The organism is Nocardia jejuensis NBRC 103114, assembly GCF_001613145.1.
Lineage (GTDB): Bacteria > Actinomycetota > Actinomycetes > Mycobacteriales > Mycobacteriaceae > Nocardia > Nocardia jejuensis.
The window spans coordinates 96,342-121,092 of the sequence record NZ_BDBU01000039.1; the positions used below are offsets into that span (position 1 = coordinate 96,342).

General features: G+C 68.7%; 18 protein-coding genes. 9 read left to right on the plus strand and 9 right to left on the minus strand.

The genetic code is table 11. The features are described 5' to 3' along the window. The first annotated feature begins 175 nt into the window (after window positions 1–175). Both NJ1_RS28170 and NJ1_RS28175 read left to right on the plus strand, forming a co-directional pair. Entirely contained in the window at window positions 176–1,174 is a 999-nt protein-coding gene (locus NJ1_RS28170) for a GGDEF domain-containing protein (protein ID WP_067699804.1), read from the plus strand. Between the two features lie 336 nt (window positions 1,175–1,510). After that, a complete protein-coding gene (locus NJ1_RS28175) occupies window positions 1,511–2,389 on the plus strand; it encodes a hypothetical protein (RefSeq protein ID WP_067699806.1) in 879 nt (292 codons plus the stop codon). Window positions 2,390–2,527: 138 nt separating this feature from the next. On the opposite strand, the gene NJ1_RS28180 is transcribed toward NJ1_RS28175, so the two are convergent. Continuing rightward, on the minus strand, window positions 2,528–3,334 hold the full coding sequence (locus tag NJ1_RS28180; RefSeq protein ID WP_157574268.1) for a DUF8020 domain-containing protein: 807 nt from the start codon (window positions 3,332–3,334) through the stop codon (window positions 2,528–2,530). A gap of 227 nt (window positions 3,335–3,561) precedes the next feature. Here NJ1_RS28180 and NJ1_RS28185 point away from each other — a divergent pair, with 227 nt between their 5' ends. Beyond that, window positions 3,562–4,041: an NUDIX hydrolase gene (locus NJ1_RS28185; RefSeq protein WP_067699807.1), complete on the plus strand. Its 480-nt coding sequence runs from the start codon at window positions 3,562–3,564 to the stop codon at window positions 4,039–4,041. 166 nt (window positions 4,042–4,207) lie between these two features. On the opposite strand, the gene NJ1_RS28190 is transcribed toward NJ1_RS28185, so the two are convergent. Next, window positions 4,208–6,787 (minus strand): polynucleotide kinase-phosphatase, encoded by a 2,580-nt coding sequence (locus tag NJ1_RS28190; protein ID WP_067699808.1) that lies wholly within the window; start codon window positions 6,785–6,787, stop codon window positions 4,208–4,210. After that, window positions 6,787–8,697 (minus strand): 3' terminal RNA ribose 2'-O-methyltransferase Hen1, encoded by a 1,911-nt coding sequence (locus tag NJ1_RS38415; RefSeq protein WP_245717612.1) that lies wholly within the window; start codon window positions 8,695–8,697, stop codon window positions 6,787–6,789. The genes NJ1_RS28190 and NJ1_RS38415 overlap by 1 nt, the downstream gene beginning before the upstream one ends. Before the next feature lie 207 nt (window positions 8,698–8,904). On the opposite strand from NJ1_RS38415, the gene NJ1_RS28205 reads away from it, so the two are divergent. From NJ1_RS28205 to clpX, 5 genes are all read left to right on the plus strand, one after another. Further along, window positions 8,905–9,474, plus strand: coding sequence for an FKBP-type peptidyl-prolyl cis-trans isomerase (locus tag NJ1_RS28205; protein ID WP_067699809.1), 570 nt, complete (start codon window positions 8,905–8,907; stop codon window positions 9,472–9,474). Window positions 9,475–9,635: 161 nt separating this feature from the next. Beyond that, a complete protein-coding gene (gene tig / locus NJ1_RS28210; protein WP_067699847.1) occupies window positions 9,636–11,054 on the plus strand; it encodes a trigger factor in 1,419 nt (472 codons plus the stop codon). Window positions 11,055–11,269: 215 nt separating this feature from the next. Beyond that, on the plus strand, window positions 11,270–11,854 hold the full coding sequence (locus tag NJ1_RS28215) for an ATP-dependent Clp protease proteolytic subunit (protein WP_067699810.1): 585 nt from the start codon (window positions 11,270–11,272) through the stop codon (window positions 11,852–11,854). 96 nt (window positions 11,855–11,950) lie between these two features. Next, window positions 11,951–12,568, plus strand: a complete 618-nt coding sequence (locus NJ1_RS28220; protein ID WP_174557131.1) for an ATP-dependent Clp protease proteolytic subunit — start codon at window positions 11,951–11,953, stop codon at window positions 12,566–12,568. A 381-nt stretch (window positions 12,569–12,949) separates the two neighbouring features. After that, on the plus strand, window positions 12,950–14,233 hold the full coding sequence (gene clpX / locus NJ1_RS28225) for an ATP-dependent Clp protease ATP-binding subunit ClpX (RefSeq protein WP_067699849.1): 1,284 nt from the start codon (window positions 12,950–12,952) through the stop codon (window positions 14,231–14,233). Window positions 14,234–14,766: 533 nt separating this feature from the next. Here the strand turns inward: clpX and NJ1_RS28230 are convergent. The 4 genes from NJ1_RS28230 to NJ1_RS28245 all read right to left on the minus strand — a co-directional run bounded on the left by NJ1_RS28230 (window position 14,767) and on the right by NJ1_RS28245 (window position 18,982). Beyond that, the gene (locus NJ1_RS28230; protein ID WP_067699812.1) at window positions 14,767–15,312 is read right to left on the minus strand and encodes a hypothetical protein; all 546 of its coding nucleotides are present in this window, start codon (window positions 15,310–15,312) and stop codon (window positions 14,767–14,769) included. A 74-nt stretch (window positions 15,313–15,386) separates the two neighbouring features. Beyond that, window positions 15,387–15,758, minus strand: a complete 372-nt coding sequence (locus NJ1_RS28235) for a nuclear transport factor 2 family protein (RefSeq protein WP_067699813.1) — start codon at window positions 15,756–15,758, stop codon at window positions 15,387–15,389. 114 nt (window positions 15,759–15,872) lie between these two features. After that, window positions 15,873–16,685, minus strand: coding sequence for a formate dehydrogenase accessory sulfurtransferase FdhD (gene fdhD, locus NJ1_RS28240; protein WP_067699814.1), 813 nt, complete (start codon window positions 16,683–16,685; stop codon window positions 15,873–15,875). Then, entirely contained in the window at window positions 16,682–18,982 is a 2,301-nt protein-coding gene (locus NJ1_RS28245; RefSeq protein WP_067699851.1) for an FdhF/YdeP family oxidoreductase, read from the minus strand. Before NJ1_RS28245 ends, fdhD begins: the two co-directional genes overlap by 4 nt. 234 nt (window positions 18,983–19,216) lie before the next feature. Between NJ1_RS28245 and NJ1_RS28250 the strand changes: the two genes are divergently transcribed. Then, complete coding sequence (locus tag NJ1_RS28250) at window positions 19,217–22,267, plus strand: FAD-dependent oxidoreductase (protein WP_067699819.1); 3,051 nt, start codon at window positions 19,217–19,219, stop codon at window positions 22,265–22,267. Between the two features lie 254 nt (window positions 22,268–22,521). On the opposite strand, the gene NJ1_RS40695 is transcribed toward NJ1_RS28250, so the two are convergent. Beyond that, complete coding sequence (locus NJ1_RS40695; RefSeq protein WP_281202168.1) at window positions 22,522–22,902, minus strand: FHA domain-containing protein; 381 nt, start codon at window positions 22,900–22,902, stop codon at window positions 22,522–22,524. Window positions 22,903–23,089: 187 nt separating this feature from the next. Next, complete coding sequence (locus NJ1_RS40270; RefSeq protein ID WP_218025276.1) at window positions 23,090–23,893, minus strand: hypothetical protein; 804 nt, start codon at window positions 23,891–23,893, stop codon at window positions 23,090–23,092. Window positions 23,894–24,751 lie beyond the last annotated feature (858 nt).

A 24,751-nucleotide genomic window follows, 5' to 3' on the forward strand; every position in this document is an offset into this window, starting at 1 on the left:
GCTTGCTAGGATCCTTTTTGTCCGGACGGGGGTATCTGGAAAGGGGGCGGTGAGCGTGCATCGAATCAGGTGTGCTCGACCGCGTGGTAGTGAGCTCGAACCGAAGGGCCTGACCGGCACGGGTGCCGGCACAGACATCGCGTACGCAGACATCTCGTACGCAGGGTGAGCGACAATGCCCATCCGACTCGATACCCGAACCGCCGCGCTCGTCGCGGCCACCATCCGGGAATGGACGCGTGCGGTGCACCCCGGCGTGGGCGCCGGACCGGCCATCCCGGCGGACCAGGTGGAACGAATCTTCACCCGAGTGATCGATGAATTGCTGGAACTCGCCGGGGCCGAACCGTTTCCGGTGCCCGCGGCCCGTGCGATCGGCCGCCGGCTCGCGGAATCGCCGTTCGATCGGACCCGGATGCTCGCACCCGCCAGCCGCGCGCTGCTGGGTCTCGCGCCGGGCGAACCGGGCTCGCTGATCGCCACCCGCTGGGCCTTCGTGGCCAGCCAGGCCATCGACAGCTACGCCGAGGCTCTACAGCAGCGCGCGCTGATCCAGCAGGAGCGCAGCCTGACCGAGGCGGTATCGGTCCGCGTGCAGGAGATCGCGGCCCTGCAGACCCGCCTGCGGCACGAGGCGACGCACGATGCCCTGACGGATCTGGCGAATCGCTCACTGCTGCAGGAGCGAGTACGGATGATGGCGACGGATCCGGCGCGCGGCGTCGGCCTGCTGCTCATCGATCTCGACGATTTCAAGCAGATCAACGACGGCTACGGGCACAGCGTCGGGGATGAGGTCCTGGTCACCATCGCGCAGCGACTGCGCGCCACCTGCCCGCCGGAGACGGTGATCTCGCGGTACGGCGGCGACGAATTCGTGGTCGCGCTGCCCGCTCGCCGCAATACGCTGGGCGAGTTGGCGATGCGGGTGCTGGCCGCCCTGTGTGAACCGGTGCCGACGGCCGCGGGTGAAGTGCCCGCGTCGGCCAGTGTGGGCGCGGCGTTCTGCCCGCCCGGACGCGACTGCGATTTCTCGGATCTGCTGCGCAGCGCGGATCGTGCCATGTATTCGGCGAAGACCGCGGGCAAGCGCCAATTCGCGGTCTCGGAGTTGGATGTACAGGAGGTTGATCCAGACGTGCCGCGTTCGCGATACGCGGCCGTCGCTGGATAGGCGGGCACGATCAGCGCTGATCACGGGACGCGATTGCAGTCACCGGATCTGAGATTCACCGGAACGCGAGGTACCGGGATCACCGAAGGCGGGTGATGCCGATCGCGGTCCGGGAGCACGACAGGGAGGGAATCGGCGCCCGTTCCGCGGGTGCGGTGAGCACCGATCCGCGCCGGGGGTGAGTACGGCGGGATCGGCACGGGAGTCGAGCGCGACCCGGTCGTCGGGCCGCCGACCGCGGGGGACGGGTGGCCGCCCGGATGGGCGAGGCTCGGGCCAGGGCCGCACACACTTCTCGGCAATCGATCGGCTACTGGCCCCGCGTAGGCTGGTGCCGTGGCTACGGTAGTTGTTCTGCTCATCGTCCTGGCGGTCGTCGCGATCGGTGTCGTGGTCGTGAACCGCGCCCAGCGAGCGCGCGCGACCACCCGGCTCGCCGATGCGAAAGCCGATGCCCGGCGGCTCATCGAGCGGCTCGGCGGTCAGGTCTACAACCTCACCGGCACCGACGAACCATCCCGTCAGGCCCTGGCCGACGCGGGTGAGCGCTTCAATGCCGCCGGGGCACAGATCGAGCAGGCCACCACTCCCGCACAGGCGCGTCTCGCGAAAGAGACGGCGCTGGAAGGGCTCTACTACGTCGGGGCCGCGCGCACGGCCATGGGCATGGACCCCGGGCCCGCCGTCCCCGAACTCGACGGGCAGCGCAGCGCGGGCAAGGTCACCGAGGACCGCACCGTCGACTACGACGGCCGTCGCATCGAGGCCTCGCCCACCCCGTCCTCCGAAACCCCCAACTACTACCCCGGCGGCCGCGTGGCCGGACGTCCCGTTCCGGCCGGGTGGTACTCCGAACCCTGGTGGCGCACAGCACTTGTCGCGGGCGCGTGGGGCGTGGGATCGGTTCTGCTGTTCGACGCCCTCTTCACCGGGATGTCCGGCGTCGGCTACGACTCGGCGGCCTTCGAGAACGGTTACGGCGACGGCTACCAGGCGGGCCTCGACGCCGGAGGCGACGGCGGTGACCAGGGCGGTGACGGCGGTGACCAAGGCGGCTACGACTCGGGTGGCTACGACAACGGTGGCTACGCCGACTCTGGTTACGACACAGGCGGATACGGCGTCGGCGGTTACGACACAGGCGGATACGACGGCGGCGGATCCGATTCCAGTGGCGGTTTCGACGGCGGTGGCGGTTTCGACGGAGGCTTCTGACCTGTCCGAAGCACGTGAACCGGTGGCGGGCCGACGGCGTGGATCTCCGGCGGTGTGAACGCGCCGATCGCCGGTCCGCCACACACGGACCGGCGATCGCGGATGTTGCTGTGGGAGTAGCTGTTCGAGCGCGAACGACTACTTGGGCTGATCCGCCTGAGGTTCAGCGGCGGGCTGGGCGGGCTGGGTGGGCTGAGTGGTCTTGGGCTTGTCGGCCCACTTGGTGGTGCCGTCGGCGGACTGCAGGGTGGTGAGCAGGTCGATGCCGGCGGCGATCAGGGTGGGTCCGCCGACCGCGATGGAGCCGACGATGCCGCCCACGGCCGCACCGGTGGTGAGGCCGGGAATGCAGCCCGCCACCAGGGTGACCACGCAACCGATGGTGGCGCCGAGGGCGGTGCCGACGAAGGTCCCGATGGTGGTGGCCAGGCCGAACTGGGTGGAGAAGTCGTTGGTCGCGCGCTGGTTCTCCAGCGTGGAGGCCACCGGCTTCACCGAGATCGGCTGGCTGACCGGCACGGCGGCCGACCGGTCGGGGGTGAGGTTCAGGACGGTGCGGTCCCGGTCGAGCTCGGGCTTGATCGGGATGCTGATCCCGGCCAGCCGGAAATCGAGCGGGAGGGTCAGCAGGACGCGGCCGTCGCCGTCCTTCACGTCGACCACGTCCACTACATCGGCGGCGTCGGCGGGAGCGCCGTCGCGGCCGGTCAGCACGCCGTCGTGCTCGGTCAAACGGTCGTTACCCCCGGCGGCCAGTTCGGCGCCGAGCGCTTTCGACAACTCGAAGGTGCCACCCTTGAGTGTGGTGACGACCGTTTTGTCCACGAGCTTCGCCGAATAGGCGATGTGCTCCGGGGCAGCGGGCTCGGCATTCGCCGGTCCGGTTGCCGCGGTCAGTGCGCCGATCACCAAGGTGGCCGCCGCGGTGGCGCTGCGGAACTCCATGCGGTTTCCAATCCGTCATCAGGTGGGGCTTGTGCAACTCGGTGCTTGTTCAACTCGGAGAGCTTAGTGGAAGGCACACAGGGCGATACCGCTTCTTCACACACCGGTACCAGCGAATTCGGTGCCCCCGCGATCGGAAATAGAGTCCGTCCGACCAGTTTGCCAAAGTGTCGCCAAGATTAGCGCCCGGAGTGTGCGGACGTCAGGCGAACCGGCAGACTGCACCGATGAGCCTCAGATACAGCGCCGGAGTCCTGTTGTTTCGGCGAACCTCCGGCCTCGAAGTGCTGATCGGCCACATGGGCGGGCCGCTGTGGGCGAAGAAGGACGCGTCGGCGTGGTCGATCCCCAAGGGTGAACTCGATCCCGATGAGGACCACCGTGCCGCCGCCGCCCGAGAATTCGCCGAGGAGCTGGGGCTTCCCGTGCCCGACGGCGAATGGATCCCGCTGGGCGAGGTCGAATACGGCAGCGGGCGCGGCAAGAAACAGGTGACGGTCTGGGCCGTGGAAGGCGATCTGGATCCCGCACTCGTTGTTCCCGGCACCTTCGAGATGGAATGGCCGCCGCGGTCCGGCCGAATGGCAGAATTCCCTGAAATCGACCGAGCGGAATGGTTCGCTCCCGACATCGCCCGCGAGAAACTCGGCAAGGGCCAGCGGCCTTTCCTGGACCGCCTGATCGAACACGTCGACTCACGCGCGTAGGCGCCGCGGCGAGCAGGCAGGGAACGCGTACTCGGCCGCAGGCCTCAGGACATGGCCGCGACGTCGGCGTCACAGGTTCGCTCCGCGTACCTGTGACTCGTCGTCGGTGCTCGGCTCGTGAGACCCGTAGCGGCTCGTGAAGGAGCCGCCACGGGCGAACCGGCGGTCAGAGCCGGGGGTCGACGGGTTCGGTTTCCAGGGCGAGCACGGCGAACACGGCCTCGTGTACGCGCCACAGCGGTTCGGACGCGACGAACCGGTCGAGAGATTCCAGGCCCAGGGCGTATTCACGCAGGGCGAGGGAACGTTTGCCGCCCAGGCCGCGCGAGCGCAGCCGCGCGAGGTTGTCCGGGCGCAGGTACTCCGGGCCGTAGATGATCCGGAGGTATTCCCGGCCACGGCATTTCACGCCCGGCTGGACCGGACGGCCGCTGCGGGTGCCGGTTCCCGCCACGAGCGCACCGAGGGGTTTGACGACCATGCCCTCGCCTCCGGCCGCGGTGAGCTCGCTCCACCACGCGGTTGCGGCGGATTCGCCCGCCGCATCGGTGAGATCCACGAGCAGACGCTCGGTGACCCGGAAGAGTTCCGGATCGGCGGCGGTGAGCCGGTCGATCCGCTCCAGGTGCCAGTCATGTTCGCGCACAGCGTAATTGCCGCTTCGCGCGGCCAGGATCTGGAACGGGGCGAGTCGGATGCCGTCGAGACCGTCCACCGGCCAGCAGTAGCGCCCGTACGCGCGGGTGAAGGCCTCGGCGTCCGCCGCGCGCGTGGCGGTGCGCCCGGCGAGTGCGGTGACGTCCACACCCCGCGCGGCCGCGGCGGCGAGCACATCGGTGGCGGCGCCCAGGCAGGCGCGGGCCGCGGCGCCCACCGCCGCGTACTGGGTGCGCAGCAGGCCCATCGCCTTGGCCGACCAGGGCAGCAGTTCGGTGTCCAGCAGCAGCCAGTCGGTGTCGAGTTCCTCGAACAGTCCGGACTTCTCGGCCGCGACGCGCACCCGGGCCAGCAGCGCCTCGGTCTGCGCCGGATCGTCGAAGAACGGCCGTCCGGTGCGGGTGTAGATCGCGCCGGTGCTGCCGTCCTGGACACCGAATCGGTCCCGCGCGGCCGCGGCGGATCGTGAAAGTGCCACCACCGCACGCGAACCCATGTGCTTCTCCTCGCACACGACGGTGGCCACGCCCTCGGCCCGGTAGTACTCGAAAGCCTGCGCCGGGTGTTCGAGGTAGCCCTCCAGCGCGGAGGTGGCGCACGGGGACATGGTCGGCGGCAGGTAGAGCAGCCAGCGCGGATCCACGGCGAAGCGGCTCATGACCTCGAGCGCGGCCGCCGCGGCGTCCTCCCGCACGGTGACCCGGCCCAGGTGGCGGGTCTCCACCACACGCCGGCCGATCACGTCGTCCAGATCCAGGACGCCCGGATCGCGATGCACCACACCGGCATCGGTGCGGAATCCGGGTGCTTGCAGCGGCCGGGCCGGTGCGAACCAGACCTGTTCCGCCGGAACCGACACCGGTTCTCGCTCCGGATAGCGCAGCGCGGTGAGTTTGCCGCCGAACACCACGCCGGTGTCCAGGCACAGGGTGTTGTTCACCCACTGCAGCTCGGCCATCGGGGTGTGCCCGTAGAGCACCAGCGCCTTGCCGCGGTAGTCCTCGGCCCACGGGTATCGCACCGGCAGGCCGTAATCGTCGGTCTCCCCGGTGGATTCGCCGTACATGGCGAACTCGCGCACCCGCCCGGAGGTCCGGCCGTGGTACTCCTGCTTGAGACCGGCGTGCGCGACCACGAGATCGCCGCCGTCCAGCAGATAGTGGCTGACCAGCGCGCGCATGAATTCGTGTGCGGCCTTGCGGAATTCGGGGTCCTCGCCCTCGAACTGCGCGAGCGATTCGGCCAGCCCGTGCGCCACCTTGACCTTGCGGCCGTCCAGGGCGCGCACCAGCTTGAACTCGTGGTTTCCGGTGACGCACAGCGCGTTCGCCGAACCGACCATGCCCATGACGAGCCGCAGCACGCCGGGGGTGTCCGGGCCCCGGTCCACCAGATCGCCGACGAACACGGCCGTGCGCCCCTCCGGGTGCCTTCCGTCCACCGGGCGGCCGGCCTCGTCGCGCGTCAGGTCGTAGCCGAGCTCGCCGAGCAGTGTCTCGAGCTCGGAGCGGCAGCCGTGCACATCGCCGATCACGTCGAAAGGTCCGGTGAGCTCCCGCTTGTCGTTCCACAGCCGCTCGTCCACGAGGGTGGCTGCGGCGATCTCCTCGACCCCGCGCAGCACATGCACCTTCCGGAAGCCCTCGCGCTCCAGGAATTTCAGGCCGCGGCGCAGATCGCGCTGCTGACGGCCGACCACGTGCGATCCCAGTCCGGCGCGATCGGCGCGTGTCGTATTGCGCTGCACGCATACCGTTTCCGGTACATCCAGCACGATCGCCACCGGCAGCACATCGTGCGCCCGGGCCAGTTCGATCAGCGACTGCCGCGCCTTGGGCTGCACGTTGGTGGCGTCGATCACCGTCCGCAGCCCACGCCGCAACCGCACCCCCGCCACATGGTGCAGCAGCGCGAACGCCTCGGCGGTCGCGCTCTGATCGTTCTCGTCATCACTGACCAGCCCGCGATAGGCATCCGAGGACAGCACCGCCGTCGCCGGAAAGTGCTTGCGCGCGAACGTCGATTTCCCCGATCCGCTGCTCCCGATCAGCACGACCAGCGACAGCATCGGCACCGAATACTCACCCATCACAGACCCCCTTCCACTTCACTGTCGCCGACGAGCGTGCCGGTTCGGGCCTCGGCGCCGCGCGGGGCACTCCCGTCGCCGCCGATCTCGGTGCCCGCCGTCGGCTCGCTCATGATCGGTGCGCTGTCCACGTCCCGCGCGCCCGTGGCGCGGAGTTCGGTCGCCGGAGGTCGTGCCTCGCCGGTCGATTCGCGAACGGGAGTCGCGGACTCGCCGTGGGCGGTCGAACCCTCGTCGTGCGTCCGGCGAGTGAACACGGCCAACTGGGTGGACGCGCCCAGTGCCGCGTCGACCGGCCCGACCGGTTCGAATCGCACCGTGTAGCCGTACTTCTCGCTCACCCGCTGCGCCCAGTCCGCGAATTCCGCACGGCTCCACTCGAATCGGTGATCGGCGTGCCGGAACGCTCCCGGCTCCATCCCTTCGTACAGCACGTTGTACTCGCCGTTGGGCGTGGTCACGATCACGGCGCCCGGTGCGGCCGCGCCGAACACCGCGTGCTCGAGCGCGTCGAGCCGAGGCGGATCCACATGCTCGATCACCTCCATCAGCACCGCGGCGTCGTATCCCCGCAGCGAGGCATCGGTGTACGTCAGCGCTCCCTGCCGCAGCGTCACCCGCCGCGACTGCCACTGCGGGACCCGCGCCAGTCGCCGCTGCGCGATCCGCAACGTCAGCACCGAAACATCCACTCCCACAATCTCGGTGAACGCCCGATCATCGATCAACTCGCGCAGCAGCGCTCCCTGCCCGCATCCCAGATCCAGCACCCGGCTCGCACCCACCGCGCGCAGCGCCCGACGCACCGCCTCTCGCCGCTCCACGGCCAGCGACGGCCGCCGCGCCTCGCCCTCTCCGGTCGTGTTCGCGGTCGACGTCTCGGCAGCGTGATCACGCCCGCTCGCGGTGAGCCCGTCGGCGTTGTGCGCACTCCCATCGACGCGGGCGGAGGTGGGTGTGCCGTGAACGCCGTCCGCCAGGGCCGCGGCGGTGCTGTTCGGACCGCTGAATTCCGTTCCACCGCATACGGGTCCGGTGGAATCCGCGGTGCCCGCGCGCACCCCGAGGTCGCCGGTCGCATCGGCGCCCGCGCGCGCGTCGGCGGTGCCGGGGTGGTCCTCGTCGAAGGCGACCGCGCCGAACTCCTCCGGGTTCAGGTCGTCCAGTTCCGCGAGGCGGGCCAGGGCCTCCTGGACGAGGGAGTGGCGGCGGGTGAGATAGCGACGGGTGATCCAGGTGCGGTCCGGGTGGGTGGGGAGCCAGTGCTCGGCCACGCGCAGGAGCTTGTCGATCTCGTCGGTGGACTGGAAGTAGTGCTTGCTGCCGTCGAGAGCGGGGAGCAGCACGTAGAGGTGCGACAGCGCCTCGGACAGCCGCAGGGCGCCGGTCAGTTCGAGACGGATGTAATGCGAGTCGCCCCAGTCCGGGAAGGCCGGGTCGAGCGGCAGGGGAGTGGCCGCGACCGTCCAGCCCAGCGGCGCGAAGACGCGTTCGGCGGCCTCCGGGCCGGCCTTGCAGGGCACGGCGGGCAGGTCGATGCGCAGGGGCAGTGCGGTCTCGGCCAGTTCCGGGCGCTGCCGGCACCGGCCGTGCAGGGCGGAGCCGAAGACCCCGGCGATCGCCACGGCCAGCAGCGACGAGGCCGCGTACGGCCGGTCGTTCACGTACTGTCCGAGGCTGAACTCGCCTGCGCCCTTGGTCTTTCCGCGCACCAGCCGGACCGGATCGATCTCCAGCAGCAGCGCGGCCGTGCAGCGCTCGTCGGTGGCCTCGGGATAGAGCACGTGCGCGACCCCGTAGGACTGCTCGAAAGCCTGTACGTGCGCGGGATTCTTGTGCAGCAGGTAGCCGAGATCAGCGGCCGGCCAGGTGGCATCGTCGGGGCGCGTACAGGAAATGGTGAGCAGCACCCTGAGATGCTCTCGTATGCCGAACCCACCGGCAAAGCATTTAGCGTCCGAGGCGGTCGGCATTGCTCCCGCGGGCGTGCCTTGGACCTGGGCGGATGTGCCCGCTCCGGCACGCCCGGCCGCGGACGTGTAGGTTCGGCGCGGCCCCGGAAGCCCTTGTGACAGCCGGGCTTCGACCGTCCGGAAACCTGTCGAGAGGGAGTGCGAATGCGCGTGTTGGGGAAGATCGGCGTGGTCGCGGCCGCGGCGCTCGTATTGGCGGGCTGCGGAAGCGGCGACGACAACGAGGCGACGGCGACCTCGACGGCGAAGAGCACCGTCTCCAGCGCGCAGGCCAAGGCCGGCCAGCCGCAGAGCACCGGCCGCGAATGCACCGCCGACGACATCAAGGTCGACGGTGGTTTCGGAGTCGTTCCGAAGATCACCATCCCGGACGACTGCGATCCGCCCAAGGAACTCGTCGTCAAGGATCTGGTCGTGGGTGACGGCCCCGCGGCCGCCGCCGGTCAGCAGCTGACCATGAACTACAGCCTGATCACCTGGTCGGACAAGAAGAAGCTGGACAGCTCCTTCGATCGCGGCGAGACCTTCCCGCTGACGCTGGGCGGGGGACAGGTTATCCAGGGCTGGGATCAGGGCCTGGTCGGCGTGACACAGGGCAGCCGCCGCCTCCTCATCGTTCCGCCGAACCTGGGCTACGGTGCGAGCAGCCGCGGCGGCATGAAGCCGAACGAGACCCTGGTCTTCGTCACCGACGCCGTCAAGGTCGGTAGCTGAGGTCCGAGGGCTGGACCAGCGCGACCGGGGAGAGAACCGGTCGCGCACAGCCGTGTGCCGTGACCGGTTACACGAGCCTCGGACCCGTCAACTAACCTGGTCGCGATGCGTTCGGGGGGAACCGAGACGTCAACCATGAACAACGAACAAGGAGCATGTCCGTGAAGAGCACCGTCGAGCAGCTGAGCCCGACCCGGGTCCGGATTAACGTCGAGGTGCCCTTCGAGGAGCTGAAGCCGGACTTCGACAAGGCTTACAAGGCACTCGCGCAGCAGATCAAGATCCCCGGCTTCCGCCCGGGCAAGGCTCCGGCCAAGCTCATCGAAGCTCGTGTGGGTCGCGGCGCGGTCCTCGAGCAGGTCGTCAACGAAGTGCTCCCGAAGCGCTACAGCGATGCCGTGCAGTCCTCCGACGTGAAGGTCATCGGCCAGCCCGAGATCGAGATCACCAAGATCGAGGACGGCGAAGAGCTGGCCTTCACCGCCGAGGTGGACGTCCGCCCCGAGATCACCCTGCCGGACTTCTCGGCGATCGCGGTCACCGTCGATCCGATCGAGATCACCGATGCGGACATCGAGGAGCAGCTCACCTCGCTGCGTCAGCGCTTCGGCACCCTGAACGCGGTCGAGCGGGCGATCCAGGACGGCGACTTCGTCTCCATCGATCTGGCTGCCACCGTCGACGGCGTCGAGGTCGAAGAGGCCTCCACCACCGGCCTGTCGCACGAGGTCGGTTCGGGCCAGCTCATCGAGGGCCTCGACGAGACCCTGATCGGTCTCAAGGCCGAGGAGTCCAAGGACTTCACCTCCAAGCTGGTCGCGGGCGATCACTCGGGCAAGGACGCGGTCATCACCGTCACCGTGCAGTCGGTCAAGGAGCGCGAGCTGCCCGAGGCCGATGACGACTTCGCCCAGCTGGCAAGCGAATTCGACACCATCGACGAGCTGAAGACCGACCTCAAGGGTCGCGTCGAGCGCGTCAAGAAGGTCGAGCAGGCCGGCGAGATCCGCGACAAGGTGCTCGAGACCCTGCTCGAGACCGTCGAGATCCCGCTGCCGGAGAAGGTCGTCCAGGCCGAGATCGACGCCGTCGTCCACGACGCCGTGCACGGTTTCGACCACGACGAGGCGAAGCTGGCCGAGGCCCTCGAGGCCCAGGGCTCCTCCCGCGAGGAGTTCGACAAGGACACCAAGGAGTCCGCCGAGAAGTCGGTCAAGACCCAGCTGCTGCTGGACTCGATCGCCGAGGCGGAGAACACCCAGGTCGGCCAGGACGAGCTGTACGAGCGGATCATCTTCCAGGCGCAGCGCTACGGCATGTCGCCCGATCAGTTCATCCAGCAGATCCAGCAGGCCGGCCAGCTCGGCGCCGTCTTCGCGGACGTGCGTCGCGGTAAGGCCCTGGCGGGCGTGGTCGTCCAGGCCGCCGTGACCGACACCGCGGGCAACGCCGTGGACACCACCGAGATGTTCGGCAACCCGGCCGCCGAGGCCGAAGAGGTGTCGGCCGAGGAGCTGGCCGAGGTCGCCGACGCCACCGAGGCGGAGACCGCCGAGGTCGAGGCCGCGGAAGCCAAGTAGGTAACCCAGGCAGAGGCCGAGTTACCACGACGCCGAGCGTCGAGTAGTTTTGCGCTGTGAGCGAAGCAGGGCGGTACCGGGAGTTCGGTGCCGCCCTGCTTCGTTAGGGTCTGTGACAGCGCAGGAAGTTCCGAAGTGATCAGGTAGGGGCTTGGTGGGACCGAGCCGGTGAGAGAGGGCAGGTATCCGTGACAAACAATCAAGCAGGGGTGCAGATGACATCCGCGACTGCTGGTCTGAACCTCAGTGATTCGGTGTACGAGCGGCTGCTGCGTGAGCGCATCATCTTCCTGGGCAGCCAGGTCGACGACGACATCGCCAACAGGCTCTGCGCCCAGATCCTGCTGTTGTCGGCCGAGGATCCGAACAAGGACATCTCGCTCTACATCAACTCGCCGGGTGGTTCGGTGACCGCCGGTATGGCCATCTACGACACCATGCAGTTCGCGGAGTGCGACATCCGCACGGTGGGCATGGGTCTGGCCGCCTCGATGGGACAGTTCCTGCTCGCCGCCGGTGCCAAGGGCAAGCGTTTCGCGCTGCCGCACGCGCGGATCATGATGCATCAGCCGTCCGCGGGCCTGGGTGGTTCGGCCGCCGACATCGCCATTCAGGCCGAGCAGTTCGCCTACACCAAGCGCGAACTCAACGAGCTGCAGGCGCTGCACACCGGTCGCTCCCTCGAGCAGGTGACCGCCGACGCGGATCGCGACCGCTGGTTCACCGCCGCCGCCGCGCTGGAGTACGGGTTCATCGACCACGTGGTCGCCCACGCGCGCCAGGCGGATGGCGTCAACTAGTCCCGCTGCCCACCACAAAGACTTTTGGAGACCCATATGTCGAACATGATGGACCCGCGGGCCGCGGGCATCACCTTCGCCGCCGCCGGCTCGTCGATGCCGCAAGCGCGCTACATCCTGCCGTCCTTCGTCGAGCACTCGAGCTTCGGCGTCAAGGAGTCCAACCCGTACAACAAGCTGTTCGAGGAGCGCATCATCTTCCTCGGCGCGCAGGTGGACGACACCTCCGCGAACGACATCATGGCGCAGCTGCTGGTGCTGGAATCCCTTGACCCGGACCGCGACATCACGATGTACATCAACTCGCCCGGTGGTTCGTTCACCGCGCTGATGGCCATCTACGACACCATGCAGTACGTGCGCGCCGACGTCGCGACCGTCTGCCTGGGTCAGGCCGCCTCGGCCGCGGCCGTACTGCTCGCCGCGGGCGCCGCGGGCAAGCGTGCCGCCCTGCCGAACGCCCGCGTGCTGATCCACCAGCCGTCCACCTCGGGCGGCATCCAGGGCCAGGTCTCGGATCTGGAGATCCAGGCCGCGGAGATCGAGCGCATGCGCCGTCTCATGGAGACCACGCTGGCTCGCCACACCGGCAAGGACGCGGACACCATCCGCAAGGACACCGATCGCGACAAGATCCTGACCGCCGCCGAGGCCGCGGAGTACGGGATCATCGACACGGTGTTCGAGTACCGCAAGCTCAGCGCCCAGAAGTAGTCGCCTCGGGGGTGGTGGGGAAGGTGTGTCCCCACCACCCGGGCAGGGGTGAGTCCACGCACATGTCCGGCGAGAAACGTGCCCAAGTTATCGACCTCGGTCGCGAATAACGGGTACGGTCACTCTAGGGACCTTTGCTCGTGGTTGTCGGCTATGCAGTTGGGTAGCGCTGTAACTTTGAAGGCTCTGCAGTTGGGAAGCGCTGAACTTTGAGGGCTCTGCACTCGAGAAGGCTGCGGACTCGAGAAACCAGCATTTCCCAGCACAGCTGGATCGCCGTAGCCGCAAACTCAGGGGTCACGGCTTACGCTTGAAGAAGGCAGCTCGCCGGCAATCGAGATCAGACGGTTGCACGCGGACAAGGAAGTAGGGACCCAGGAGATGGCGCGCATCGGTGATGGCGGCGACCTGCTCAAGTGCTCGTTCTGCGGAAAGAGCCAGAAGCAGGTCAAGAAGCTCATTGCGGGACCGGGGGTGTACATCTGCGACGAGTGCATCGATCTGTGCAACGAGATCATCGAGGAGGAGCTGGCCGAGTCCAGCGAAGTCAAACTCGATGAACTGCCGAAGCCCCAGGAGATCCGTGATTTCCTGGAGCAGTACGTAATCGGGCAGGATTCTGCGAAGCGCAATCTGGCCGTCGCGGTGTACAACCACTACAAGCGAATTCAGGCCGGCGACAAGGGCCGCGACTCCCGTGGCGAAACGGTCGAGTTGGCCAAGTCGAACATCCTGATGCTGGGTCCGACGGGCTGCGGTAAGACGTACCTCGCGCAGACGCTGGCCAAGATGTTGAACGTGCCCTTCGCGATCGCCGATGCCACCGCGCTGACCGAAGCCGGTTATGTCGGTGAGGATGTCGAGAACATCCTGCTCAAGCTGATCCAGGCCGCCGACTACGACGTGAAGCGCGCCGAGACCGGCATCATCTACATCGACGAGGTCGACAAGATCGCCCGTAAGTCGGAGAATCCGTCGATCACGCGCGACGTCTCCGGTGAGGGTGTGCAGCAGGCGCTGCTGAAGATCCTCGAGGGCACCCAGGCCTCGGTGCCGCCGCAGGGTGGCCGCAAGCATCCGCACCAGGAATTCATCCAGATCGACACGACGAACGTGCTGTTCATCGTCGCGGGTGCGTTCGCGGGTCTGGAGCGCATCGTGCAGGACCGAGTCGGCAAGCGCGGCATCGGTTTCGGCGCGGAGGTCCGCTCCAAGGCCGAGATCGACACCGCCGATCACTTCGCGGACGTCATGCCCGAGGATCTGATCAAGTTCGGCCTCATCCCCGAGTTCATCGGCCGTCTCCCGGTCGTCGCCTCGGTGACCAACCTGGACAAGGAATCCCTCGTCCGGATTCTGGGCGAGCCGAAGAACGCGCTGGTCAAGCAGTACGTTCGCCTGTTCGAAATGGACGGCGTCGACCTGGAATTCACCCAGGACGCACTGGAAGCCGTTGCGGATCAAGCGATTCTGCGCGGCACCGGCGCTCGTGGCCTGCGGGCCATCATGGAGGAAGTGCTGCTTCCGACCATGTACGACATCCCCAGCCGCGACGATGTCGCCAAGGTCGTCGTCGACGCCGATACGGTGAACGACAACGTGCTGCCGACCATCGTGCCGCGCAAGCGTCAGTCCGGCCCCGAGCGCCGCGAGAAGTCGGCGTAATCAGCTGAAGAACAACGGCCCCGCGAGAATCTCTCGCGGGGCCGTTTTCGTTTCAGGGCTATTCGGACTTGCGGTTTTTCTCGCGACGCCGGAGCGCTCGCGTCTGCCATTGTTTCGGTGATTTCCGAGGGCTACCGATTTTCCGAGGGTACCGATTTTCGAGGGCTACGCCGCGGCGCGAGGTGCGAATTCGCGAGGGTTGATCGGTCGCTCGACCCGGCTGCGGCGCGGCGCCTGTGCCGCGGCCGAGGATGGCCGGGAATGTCAACGACCACCGCGTGTCGACCAGCCCCGTTGACAGGAGTTCGTCAGGCGTTGTACCGCTGTGCAGGACGCTCGAGGCGGACCAGCCGCGGTGGATGAGTCCGTCGGCTGGGTGCTCCCCGTCGAAGTCGGTGACGATCGATACCGCTGATCGTGCCCGGACCGGGAATCTCCGTTGATTCCCCTGGTTCGCCGTTGAACCTTTACTCCGATGTTATGGAAATCGGCGCGCTCGCTTCCCCTGTTACGACGGTGCGGCGGAGCGGAATTCATCGGCCGGTGGAGGTGCCCTTACGACGCGGGAAGCGGACGTTGATCGGTGCGGGTTCGGTGATCTGGGTGCGCTCTCGCGGGGCGAGGAGAATGATGGCCAGCCCGAGCGCGGGCAGGACGAGCGCGCCGATCAGGCTGAGGGTGAAGCTCGCGCCGCCGAGGTCCGCCGGGCGGTGCAGGGCGTGGTACAGAAAGTGCGGGACGCCGAAGACCAGCCAGCCCAGGCCGGCCAGCCGCCCGAGCATGCTGTCGCGGTACCACAGGGCCGCGGCCGTCATCACGCCCATGGCCAGGAAGAACGCGCCCACATCGGCCGCCAGGTGATGGTTGTACGGCCCGTCCACGCTGACCCAGTGCATCCCGAAGCCGGGGAAACTGTCGTAGAAGGACATCGGCGCGATGACGGCCCAGAGTCCGATGATCACCGCTTGGGCGGCCAGCACGCCCAGCATGATCTGCATCGCCAGCCAGCGTCGCCGGTTCACCTCCAGGTGCATGCGCACCTGGAATCCGTCGCCGTTGCCGCGCAGTGAGATTCGCACCGGGCCCCTCCATCCGTCGCCGAATCAGTGTGAGGTCACGGTAATTCGGCGGACGGACGGGAACAAGAGCTCCGTTAGATCTGCTCCATTTTCAGATCTTCCGGCCCCCAGTAGGCCTTCATGCTGACGATCTTTCCCTCGTCGTCGAACTCCATGATGTCGATCGGGGACAGCGTCATCTTCTGGTCGCCGAAGGTGCCGTACAGCGAGAACGATACGGCCGCGTGCGTGCCGCTGACCTTCACGGTGTGCAGTTCGGTCTCGCGCCGCATGCTCTCGAGCGCGGTGTACATCTCGCGGATCTTCTCGTGTCCGACGCGCGGCTCGCTGCCGATCGGATCCTCGACCACGGCGTCGGCGGCGTAGAGCGCCACGACGTCCTCGGTGGGGCCGGTGGCCACCAACTTCACATACTGTTCGACCACGTCACGAGGCTGCACTGCCATTGGATACTCCCGAGAAATTGGAACCTGTTCTAGATCGCAGACTAGCAGGACATCGGCGTCGGCAGCCGGATCCGGCTCACTCTGCGGAACCGCCGCCGGAACTCGGCGGACTGCTCACAGATCGATGCGTTCGGTGGCGGTGTAGACGTTCATGCTGTCCCCGCGCAGGAAGCCGATGAGCGTGAGACCGGAGTCCTCGGCCAGGTCGACGGCCAGGGAACTGGGAGCCGAGACCGCGCCGAGCACCGGAATACCCGCCATGGCCGCCTTCTGGACGAGCTCGAAGGAGGCGCGACTGCTCACCATGAGGATCAGATCGTGGGCGGGCAGCCGGTTCTCGCGCAGCGCCCAGCCGATCACCTTGTCCACCGCGTTGTGCCGGCCGACGTCCTCGCGCACGACGAGCGCGGTGCCGTCGGCGGTGAACAGCGCGGCCGCGTGCAGACCGCCGGTGGCGTCGAACACCTGCTGGCGAGAACGCAATTCGGCGGGCAGCCTCGACAGCGTCGCGACATCCACCATCGCAGGCAGGTCCGGCAGCGGGAACCGGAGCCGGGTGCGCACCTCGTCGAGTGCGGTCTTGCCGCAGAGGCCACAGGCGCTGTTGGTCAGGAAGTTGCGCGGCCGCACCGGAACCGGCGTGCGCAACTGGATGTCGAGCAGATTGTAGGTGTTCTGCCCGGCGTCGTCGGTGCCCGCGCAGTACCGCGCGGTGACGATGTCCTCGACGGTGTCGATGATTCCCTCGCTGAACAGGAAACCGTGCACCAGATCGATATCCGCGCCGGGGGTGCGCATGGTGATCGCGAGAGATTCACCGCCGGTGCGGATTTCCAGCGGCTCCTCCACGGCCAGGGTGTCGGGGCGCCGCACGGTTCCGGCGGGGGAGATGCGCAGCGTCTTGCGGCGGGCGGTGACTCGGCTCATGCGGTGTGGGTGTGCCGTTCCAGTCGGATGGTGACCGCCTTGGAGACGGGTGTATTGGACCGGCGCGCAACGTGATCCAGCGGCACCAGCGGATTGGTCTCCGGGTAGTAGGCGGCGGCGTTGCCGCGCGGCGTCGCGTAGCCGACCAGCCGGAAGCCTTGCACACGGCGCTCGGTGCCGTCCGTCCACTCCGAGACGATGTCCACCAGATCGTCTTCGGCGAAACCGAATTCGGTGATGTCCCGCGGATGCACCAGCACCACCCGGCGGCCGTTGTGGATACCGCGGTAGCGGTCGTCCAGGCCGTAGATGGTGGTGTTGTACTGATCGTGGCTGCGCAGGGTCTGCAGGATCAACCGGCCCTCGGGCACCGGCAGCCAGTGCAGCTCGTTGGTCGCGAAATTCGCCTTACCGGTGGCGGTCCGGAACTCGCGGGCATCACGCGGCGGATGCGGGAGCTGGAAGCCGTTGCGGCCCCGGACCTTCGCGTTGTAGTCGGTGCAGCCGGGCACGACATCGGCGATGGCGTCCCGGATCCTGTCGTAGTCGCGCTGGAAGTCCGCCCACGGCACGGTGTGCTCGGGACCGAACAGTTCCCGGCCCAGCTCGCACACGATGCCCACCTCGCTGCGCAGCTCGGAGCTGACCGGCTTCAGCCGTCCGGTGGACAGGTGCACCATCGACATCGAGTCCTCGACCGATACCTGCTGGCGCGCCCCGTCCTGCACGTCCTCGTCGGTGCGTCCCAGGGTCGGCAGGATGAGCGCGGTGCCACCGTGCACGACATGGCTGCGATTGAGTTTGGTCGACACCTGCACGGTGAGCTCGCAGGCGCGCAGCGCGGCCTCGGTGACCTCGGTGTCGGGGGTGGCGGACACGAAATTGCCGCCCATGCCGAAGAACACCCGGGCGCGGCCGTCGCGCATGGCGCGAATGGAATCGACGGTGTCCCACCCGTGTTCGCGGGGACTGGTGATGCCGAAGCGGCGATCCAGGGCGTCCAGGAAGGCATCGGGCATCTTCTCCCAGACGCCCATGGTGCGGTCGCCCTGCACGTTCGAATGCCCGCGCACCGGGCACACACCCGCGCCGGGCTTGCCGATCATGCCGCGCAGCAGCAGCAGATTGGTGGCCTCCTCGATGGTGGCCACACCGTGCAGCTGCTGGGTCAGGCCCATCGCCCAGCAGATGATGACCGAGCCGGACTCGGCCAGGAGGCGGGCGGTGCGGTCCAGATCCTCGCGGGTCAGGCCGGTGGCCTCCTGCACCACGTCGAGATCGACCGCGCGCATGTGCTTTTCGTATTCGGCGAAGCCGGCGGTGTGGGTGTTCACGAACTCGTGGTCCACGACCGTGCCCGGCGCGCGGTCCTCGGCCTCGAACAGCAGCTTGGCCAGGCCCTGGAACAGCGCCATATCGCCGCCGAGCCGGATCTGCAGGAAATCGTCGGCGATGCTGATGCCGCCGGTGAGGCCGCGAACGGTCTGCGGATCGCTGAATCCGATCAGGCCGGTCTCCGGCAGCGGATTCACCGCGATCACCTTGGCGCCGTGGGCTTTCGCCTCACCGAGCGCGGACAGCATGCGCGGATGGTTGGTGCCCGGGTTCTGCCCGGCCACGATGATCAGATCGGCCTTCGAGAAATCGTCGATCGTGACCGAACCCTTGCCGATGCCGATCGAGCCGGTCAGAGCGGTGCCCGAGGATTCGTGGCACATGTTCGAGCAGTCCGGCAGATTGTTGGTGCCGAAACTGCGCACCAGCAGCTGATACAGGAACGCGGTCTCGTTGGCGGTGCGGCCGGAGGTGTAGAACAGCGCCTCGTCCGGGGAGCCCAGGCCGCGCAGCGTCTCGGCGATCAAGCGGTAGGCGTCGGCCCAGTCGATCCGGGAGTAGTGCGTGTCGCCGGGCCGCAGCACCATCGGATGGGTGAGGCGGCCCTGCTGGCCGAGCCAATAGCCGGATTTGCCGGCCAGGTCCCGGACGGAGTGCTCGGCGAAGAATTCGGGCGTCACCGTGCGCAGGGTCGCCTCCTCGGCGACGGCCTTCGCGCCGTTCTCGCAGAACTCGGCGGGACGGCGGGTACCGCTGGGCTCGGGCCAGGCGCAGCCCGGGCAGTCGAAGCCGTGGCGTTGATTGACCCGCGCCAGCGTGCGGGCGGTGCGGACCACGCCCATCTCCTCGACCGCCCGCTCGAGCGCGACGGTGACGGCTTTCACCCCGGCGGCCTGGGTCTTCGGTGCGGTGACCGACAGGTCGGACTCGTCGATATCGTGTTTCGGCGCGGCACGATGCATGACTCCAGTGTCCTCTCCTGCCGCGGGAGTGTCCCAGTCGGTGTCCCGATCGTAGGTCCGAGCCGCCGCAACCGCCCGCCGCCGGCTCGGGAAACGCAGTCGCTGTGCGGCCGCATCGCGATCGCGCGAAAATCCGAGGGAACCCCCGCGGACTGTCACATTCGGCACGGGTGCGCTCGATATACCGGGGGGCTCACCGGCGCTGGCCGGTGGACGCGAAAGGGAGGGCGCGCGATGGTGGGGCAGCCGTGGATAGAAATCCGGGAGTGGGGGCGGCCGATTCGGCGGCGAATGCTCGACGGCCCGGTAATTTTCGGCCGCGAGGGCGCGACCGAGGTGCTCTCGGACGGCGGCGTGTCGCGCCGTCATCTGCGCCTGGTGCCGACGCCGACCGCGCTGTCGGTGGTCGACCTCGACAGTCGCAACGGCACGACCGTCAATGGCGTGCGAGTGTCCGGACGCCGCGCGCTCGAGACCGGAGATGTGGTGCGGCTCGGGCGAACCGAGATCATCGTGCTGCACACTCCCGGCCGTGAGCCCGCCGAACTCGAGGTCTCCGATACACAGCTGGGTGCGATGGTGGGGCTCGCGCCACCCCCGCCGCCACGCGCGGATCGGCCGCCGTCGCGCGCGGTGGCGCTGGCGAGCCGGGTATTGGCCATCGACCCGACGGGGGAGCGGAATCTGTTCCCCGCCTTCACCGAACTGCCGTCCCGGGTGCCGCTGCGGGTATGGCAGGGTGTGCGATTCGCGAGCATCACCGCGTACCTGGTGGTGATAGTGACCCTGTTCGTACGCCCCGCGGCCGGACTCTTCGTGTTCTTCGGTCTGATCGTGCCGGTGCTGCCGGGTCTGTTCCTCATCGCACCGGGCCTGTGGCGCAACACCTGTCCGCTGGCCGCCGCCAATCAGCTACCGCGACTGTTCCGATTCAGCCGTGCCGGGACACCGCCCCGATGGTTGCAGGAGCGTGGATATCTCATCGCCGTCGCGCTGTTCTTCGGGATCGCCGGATCGCGGCTGGCCGGACTGGACCGCAGTGGTCTCGCCACCGGCGCGGTGCTGCTGGGCGTGCTCACCGCGGCATTCGCCGGAGGTGTGGCGCTCAAGGGCAAAAGCGGGTGGTGCAGCAGCATCTGCCCGCTGTTCCCGCTGCAGCGCGCGTACGGGCAGACGCCGTTCGTGACCGTGGCCAACAACCACTGCCGGCCGTGTGTCGGCTGCTCCAAGAACTGCTACGACTTCAAGCCCCGCGCCGCCTACCAGGCCGATCTCGCCGAGGAGTCGAGCTGGACCGTATCGCGCAAGTTGTTCGCCGCGGCTCTGCCCGGGTTCGTGCTCGGCTTCTTCGTGCTGGCCGGACAGGTGAATCTGGCTGTGCCGCAGCGGTATGCGCTGCTGATTCTGTTTCTGCTGGCCGCGGTCGGGGTGTTCTTCGCGCTGGAAGCCACCACCTCGCTGAGTCCCGCCATGCTGGCCGCCGGATACATCGCGGTGGCGTTGAACGTCTTCTACTGGTTCGCCGGCGCCATTCTCGCCTCGTCGTTCACGACGATCACCGGGCTCGGCGCGGCGTGGTTGCGGTGGCCGATCAGTCTGGCCGTACTGTCGGCGACCGCATTGTGGCTGGCGCGCACCAGGATCACCGAGCTCCAGTACGCGGTGCACACCGGGCGGCGCACCGAGCCCGTGCTGCTGCCGATGCCGAGCCTGCGAGCCGCTGCGGCGCCCGAGCCGGTGTCCGCGGCCTCGGTCGCGTTCGAGCCCGGTGGCGCGCTGGTGCCCGCCGACCTCGGCATGAGCGTGCTGGACGTCGCCGAGCGCGGGAATCTGGCACTGGAGGCCGGCTGCCGGATGGGTGTGTGCGGGGCGGATCCGATCGCCGTGCTGGAGGGCGGCGATCAACTGTGCGAGCCTACCGCCGACGAACGGAACACGTTGCGGCGGCTCGGGTTCGCGGACAACACCCGGATGGCCTGCTGCGCACGCCTCACCGGTGGAGGGGTCCGCGTCTCCCTCACCCCCGAGCCCGGAACCGGAAACGGCCGCACCCCGGCACATTTCGACCGCTCCATCGTGAGTGTCGTGGTGATCGGCAACGGGATCGCGGGCGTCACCGCCGCGGACTTCCTGCGACGCGGGCACCCGGATTGCGAGATCCATCTCGTCGGGCGGGAAACGCACGGGTTCTACAACCGCATGGGTATCTCCCGCCTCGTCTACGGCCGCTCCGCCATGCAGGGCCTGCATCTGCTGCCCGACCAGTGGTACGAGGACCATCAGGTGACGGCGTGGCTCAATACCATTGCCACCCGGGTGGATCCGCGCACCCAGCGGGTTCACCTGGGCACCGGCGACGTCCTGCCCTACGACAGGCTGGTCCTGGCCATGGGTGCCTCCGCGGCCCTGCCGGAGATCGAAGACCTGCACCGCCCGGGCAGTTTCGTGCTGCGTGAAGCCGCAGACGCGTTCCGCATCCGCGCGTACGCCCAGCAGCATTCGTGCACGCGGGCGGTCGTCGCGGGCGGGGGACTGCTCGGGCTCGAAGCCGCCTACGCCCTGCACCAGCTGGGTTTGCGCGTCACCGTCCTCGAACGCGGCGATCGCCTGCTGAGCAAACAGCTCGACCCGCGCTGTTCCAGCCTGGTCCTGGGGCACTTCGTCCGGGCCGGAATCGCGGTGCGGCACCGTGCCGAAACCGCCCGGCTCCTGGGCGATCCCGCCGTGCGCACCGTCGTGCTGAAGGACGGCGGCACACTTCCCTGCGAAGTGTTCCTCACCGCCACCGGTATTCGGCCCAACGCCGAGCTGGCCCGGCGCGCGGGGCTACCGGTGGGCCGGGGCATTCTGGTCGACGACCGCATGCGCACCCCGGTTCCGCACGTCTACGCCGCCGGCGACGTCGCCGAACATCGTGATCGAGTCCTCGGGCTGTGGCCCATCGCGGCCGAACAAGCCCAGGCCGCCGCGGTCAACGCGCTCGGCGGAGATCAGGTGCTCGCCTTCGAGACTCCCGCGACCATCCTCAAAGGCGTAGGGCTGGAACTGTTCTCGATCGGCAAGATCGACCCGGCCCCGGGCGATGAGGTGATCGTCACCGAACCTCCCGGCGGCCGCTCCTATCGACGACTCCTCATCTCCCACGACCGTGCGGTCGGCGCCACCGTCCTGGGCCACCACCCCGCCGACGTAGCCGCCGCCCAGCACGCCGTTCGACACCGCACCCAAATCCCGCCCCTGGTCCGAGCGGCCCTGCGCTCCGGCGATTGGTCGGCCCTGCACTAGTCCCGGACCTCGGCGAACATGCTCGGCCCACTCGTGCGGCCGGGTCCGCGCGGGAACACCGAACCGGGCGTCGATCCGGCCACGTCCACGGTGGAACGGGCGTGGACTTCGCCTCCGGTGGCGGGCGGCGATGGCGCGCACACCGGGGATCGATCCTGCCGATCAGGAGAGCTCGGGCCGGGGGTGCGGCGGGAGCCGATCACCGACGAGCGCGCCGCGAACTTCGGGTACGCACCGGCAGAACATGCTCGGGCTCAGTGTCTTCCGTGGTCGGGGCGGTAGGTGAGGATGCGCTCGCCGATGCGCAGGCTCCAGTCGGGTTTCAGCTCGACGGGGCGCTGGCCGATCCGCACCCAGTCCGCCGCGCCCGGCGCGGCGATGAAGGTGCCGCCCGGGGTGCCCGCGTCGCGGATGAACACGACTCTGTTCTCGGCGAACACGTGCGCGTGGATGCGCGAGACGTGGCGGTCGCGCGGGATGACGATGGGCGAAGCGATTGCGCGCCTGACCGATTCGTCGCCCATCGGATCGCGGCCGATGACGTAGGGCCGGTCCAATGGGTAGACCGCGCCGTCGGAGGTGGTGAGCGCACCGAGGAACGCGGCCACGGTCGCGGTCGGCGGCGGAGGCTCCACCGGCCGGGCGAGATGGGGCGCGGACTTGCGGTCGGCCCCGACATCCTCGAAGGCCGCGGCTTCCGAATCGTATGTCGCCGTGGGTGGTTGGTCGTCCGGGTCGGGACGGCTCCCCGGGACGGGCTCGGGTGTGCCTGCCGCCGGGGCGTGTGCGGGCCGTCCGCCGCGCGGGTCGGTCCGGGGTCGCTCACCGCGCAGGTCCGGCTTTCCGCTGCCCGGGGTGGGGTCGGACCAGCCGACCGGCGGCGTCTTGCCGAGGTTCGGGTCCGAGGAGCCCGGCTCGGGACGTCTGCCGCGGCGGTCGTCCGGAGATTCGGCTCCGCTCGGGGCCGCATCCCCTGCGACCGGAGCCGAATCGCGCTGCGCCGCTCCGGAGTTGCGTTGTGCCGGTCCGGAGTCGCGCTGTACCGGTCCGGAGTTGCGTTGTGCCGGTCCGGAGTCGCGCTGTACCGCGCCGGAGTCGCGCCGTGCCGGTCCGGAGTCGGGCCGCGCCGGTTCGGAATCGGGGCTGCTGCGACGCGGCGGAACGTCCGGTCTTGCGTCGCGAGACTCGGCGTCGGTACCGAGCTGCTTCGACAGTCGCGGTGCGGCGTCCTGCTGGTTGCGAGGGTTGCGCGTGGTCGCATCGGGAACCGGGATCGGGCCGGACCCGGACCTGTTCGGAGCCGCCGGATCGGCGAGCGGCGCGCCGGGTGGTGACTGGTGCTCGGGTCCGGTGGCAGGCGCCGCGTTCTCGGGAGACTTGCGAGGTGGCGGCGCGGCGGCGGTCGTGGTGGGGGTCAGGGCGTCGCCCGTGCGGGAGCGCTCGCCGGACCGGCTCGCGGGGATGTCGGGAATGCGGGGGATCGGCTCGGACGGGGTGCCGGAGGCCGGGAAGCGGGTGTGCGACGGGGTGGGCAGGGACGCTCGGCGGGTCGCGGCCTCCGAAAATTCGGGCGCTGGGGATTCGGGCGCCGGGGATTGGGGCGCCGAGGGCTCGGGCGCCGGGGATTCGGGCGCTGGGGGTTTCGGTATCGCGGCGGAGGAGGTGCGCGGTCGATCCGAGCCGGTGCGCGGGGCGTGGATGACGAAACCCGAGGCGGGGACCACACCCGACCGCAGATCGGTGTGCGCGATCTCCGGGTCGGTGGCGCCGTCCAGGCCCACGGTGAGGCGGCGTACCGGATCACGGACTATCTCATCGGCCCAGGTCATGGCCCGATCGCCGAACAGGTGCCGCGAGCCCTCCGCGGTGTCGACGATGGCGCGCACCGGACCGCGCAGCAGCACCAGAATGCCGCCCGTCGTCGGCGCGACCACCCCGAACGCGGGCGGCTGCGCGGATGCGCTGCTGAACACCGTCGCGGCCAGCCGCTGCGCGATCGCCACCCCGGGATCGGACGATCCCGAGGCGGTCTCGGCCGCGCCGAGTATCCGTTCGGTGGACGGGCTCTCACCCGTCACGAAAATCACCACACTGCCGAACCGCGCGACCAGCCCATTTCCGCGCGTCAAACCGACTGTGGTGGGAATCCTGCCCATTCGCGCCTCCTTCCCCCGGCGCTACTACATCGTCGCCAAGCATAGGACCGTTCACACGCCTACGGATATGCGTCGAAAATCGCGGAAACCCGGCACCCGAGAGCGCGACACGGAATGCACGAACTTGCCGTAATGCGGCCCGCGGCGGCTGCTCGCGAGCGAGGATCGACACACAGTGCCGGTCGCACTCGGCTCCGGCTGCACGACGAGGACCGAACCATGATGCTGGACATCAGGAACTGCCCCGCCGCCACCGCGCGTGGGATCCACCCGCTCACCGCCGCCTTCGGACTCGGTACAGCGGCCGTCGCCGCGCTGTCGGCGGCCG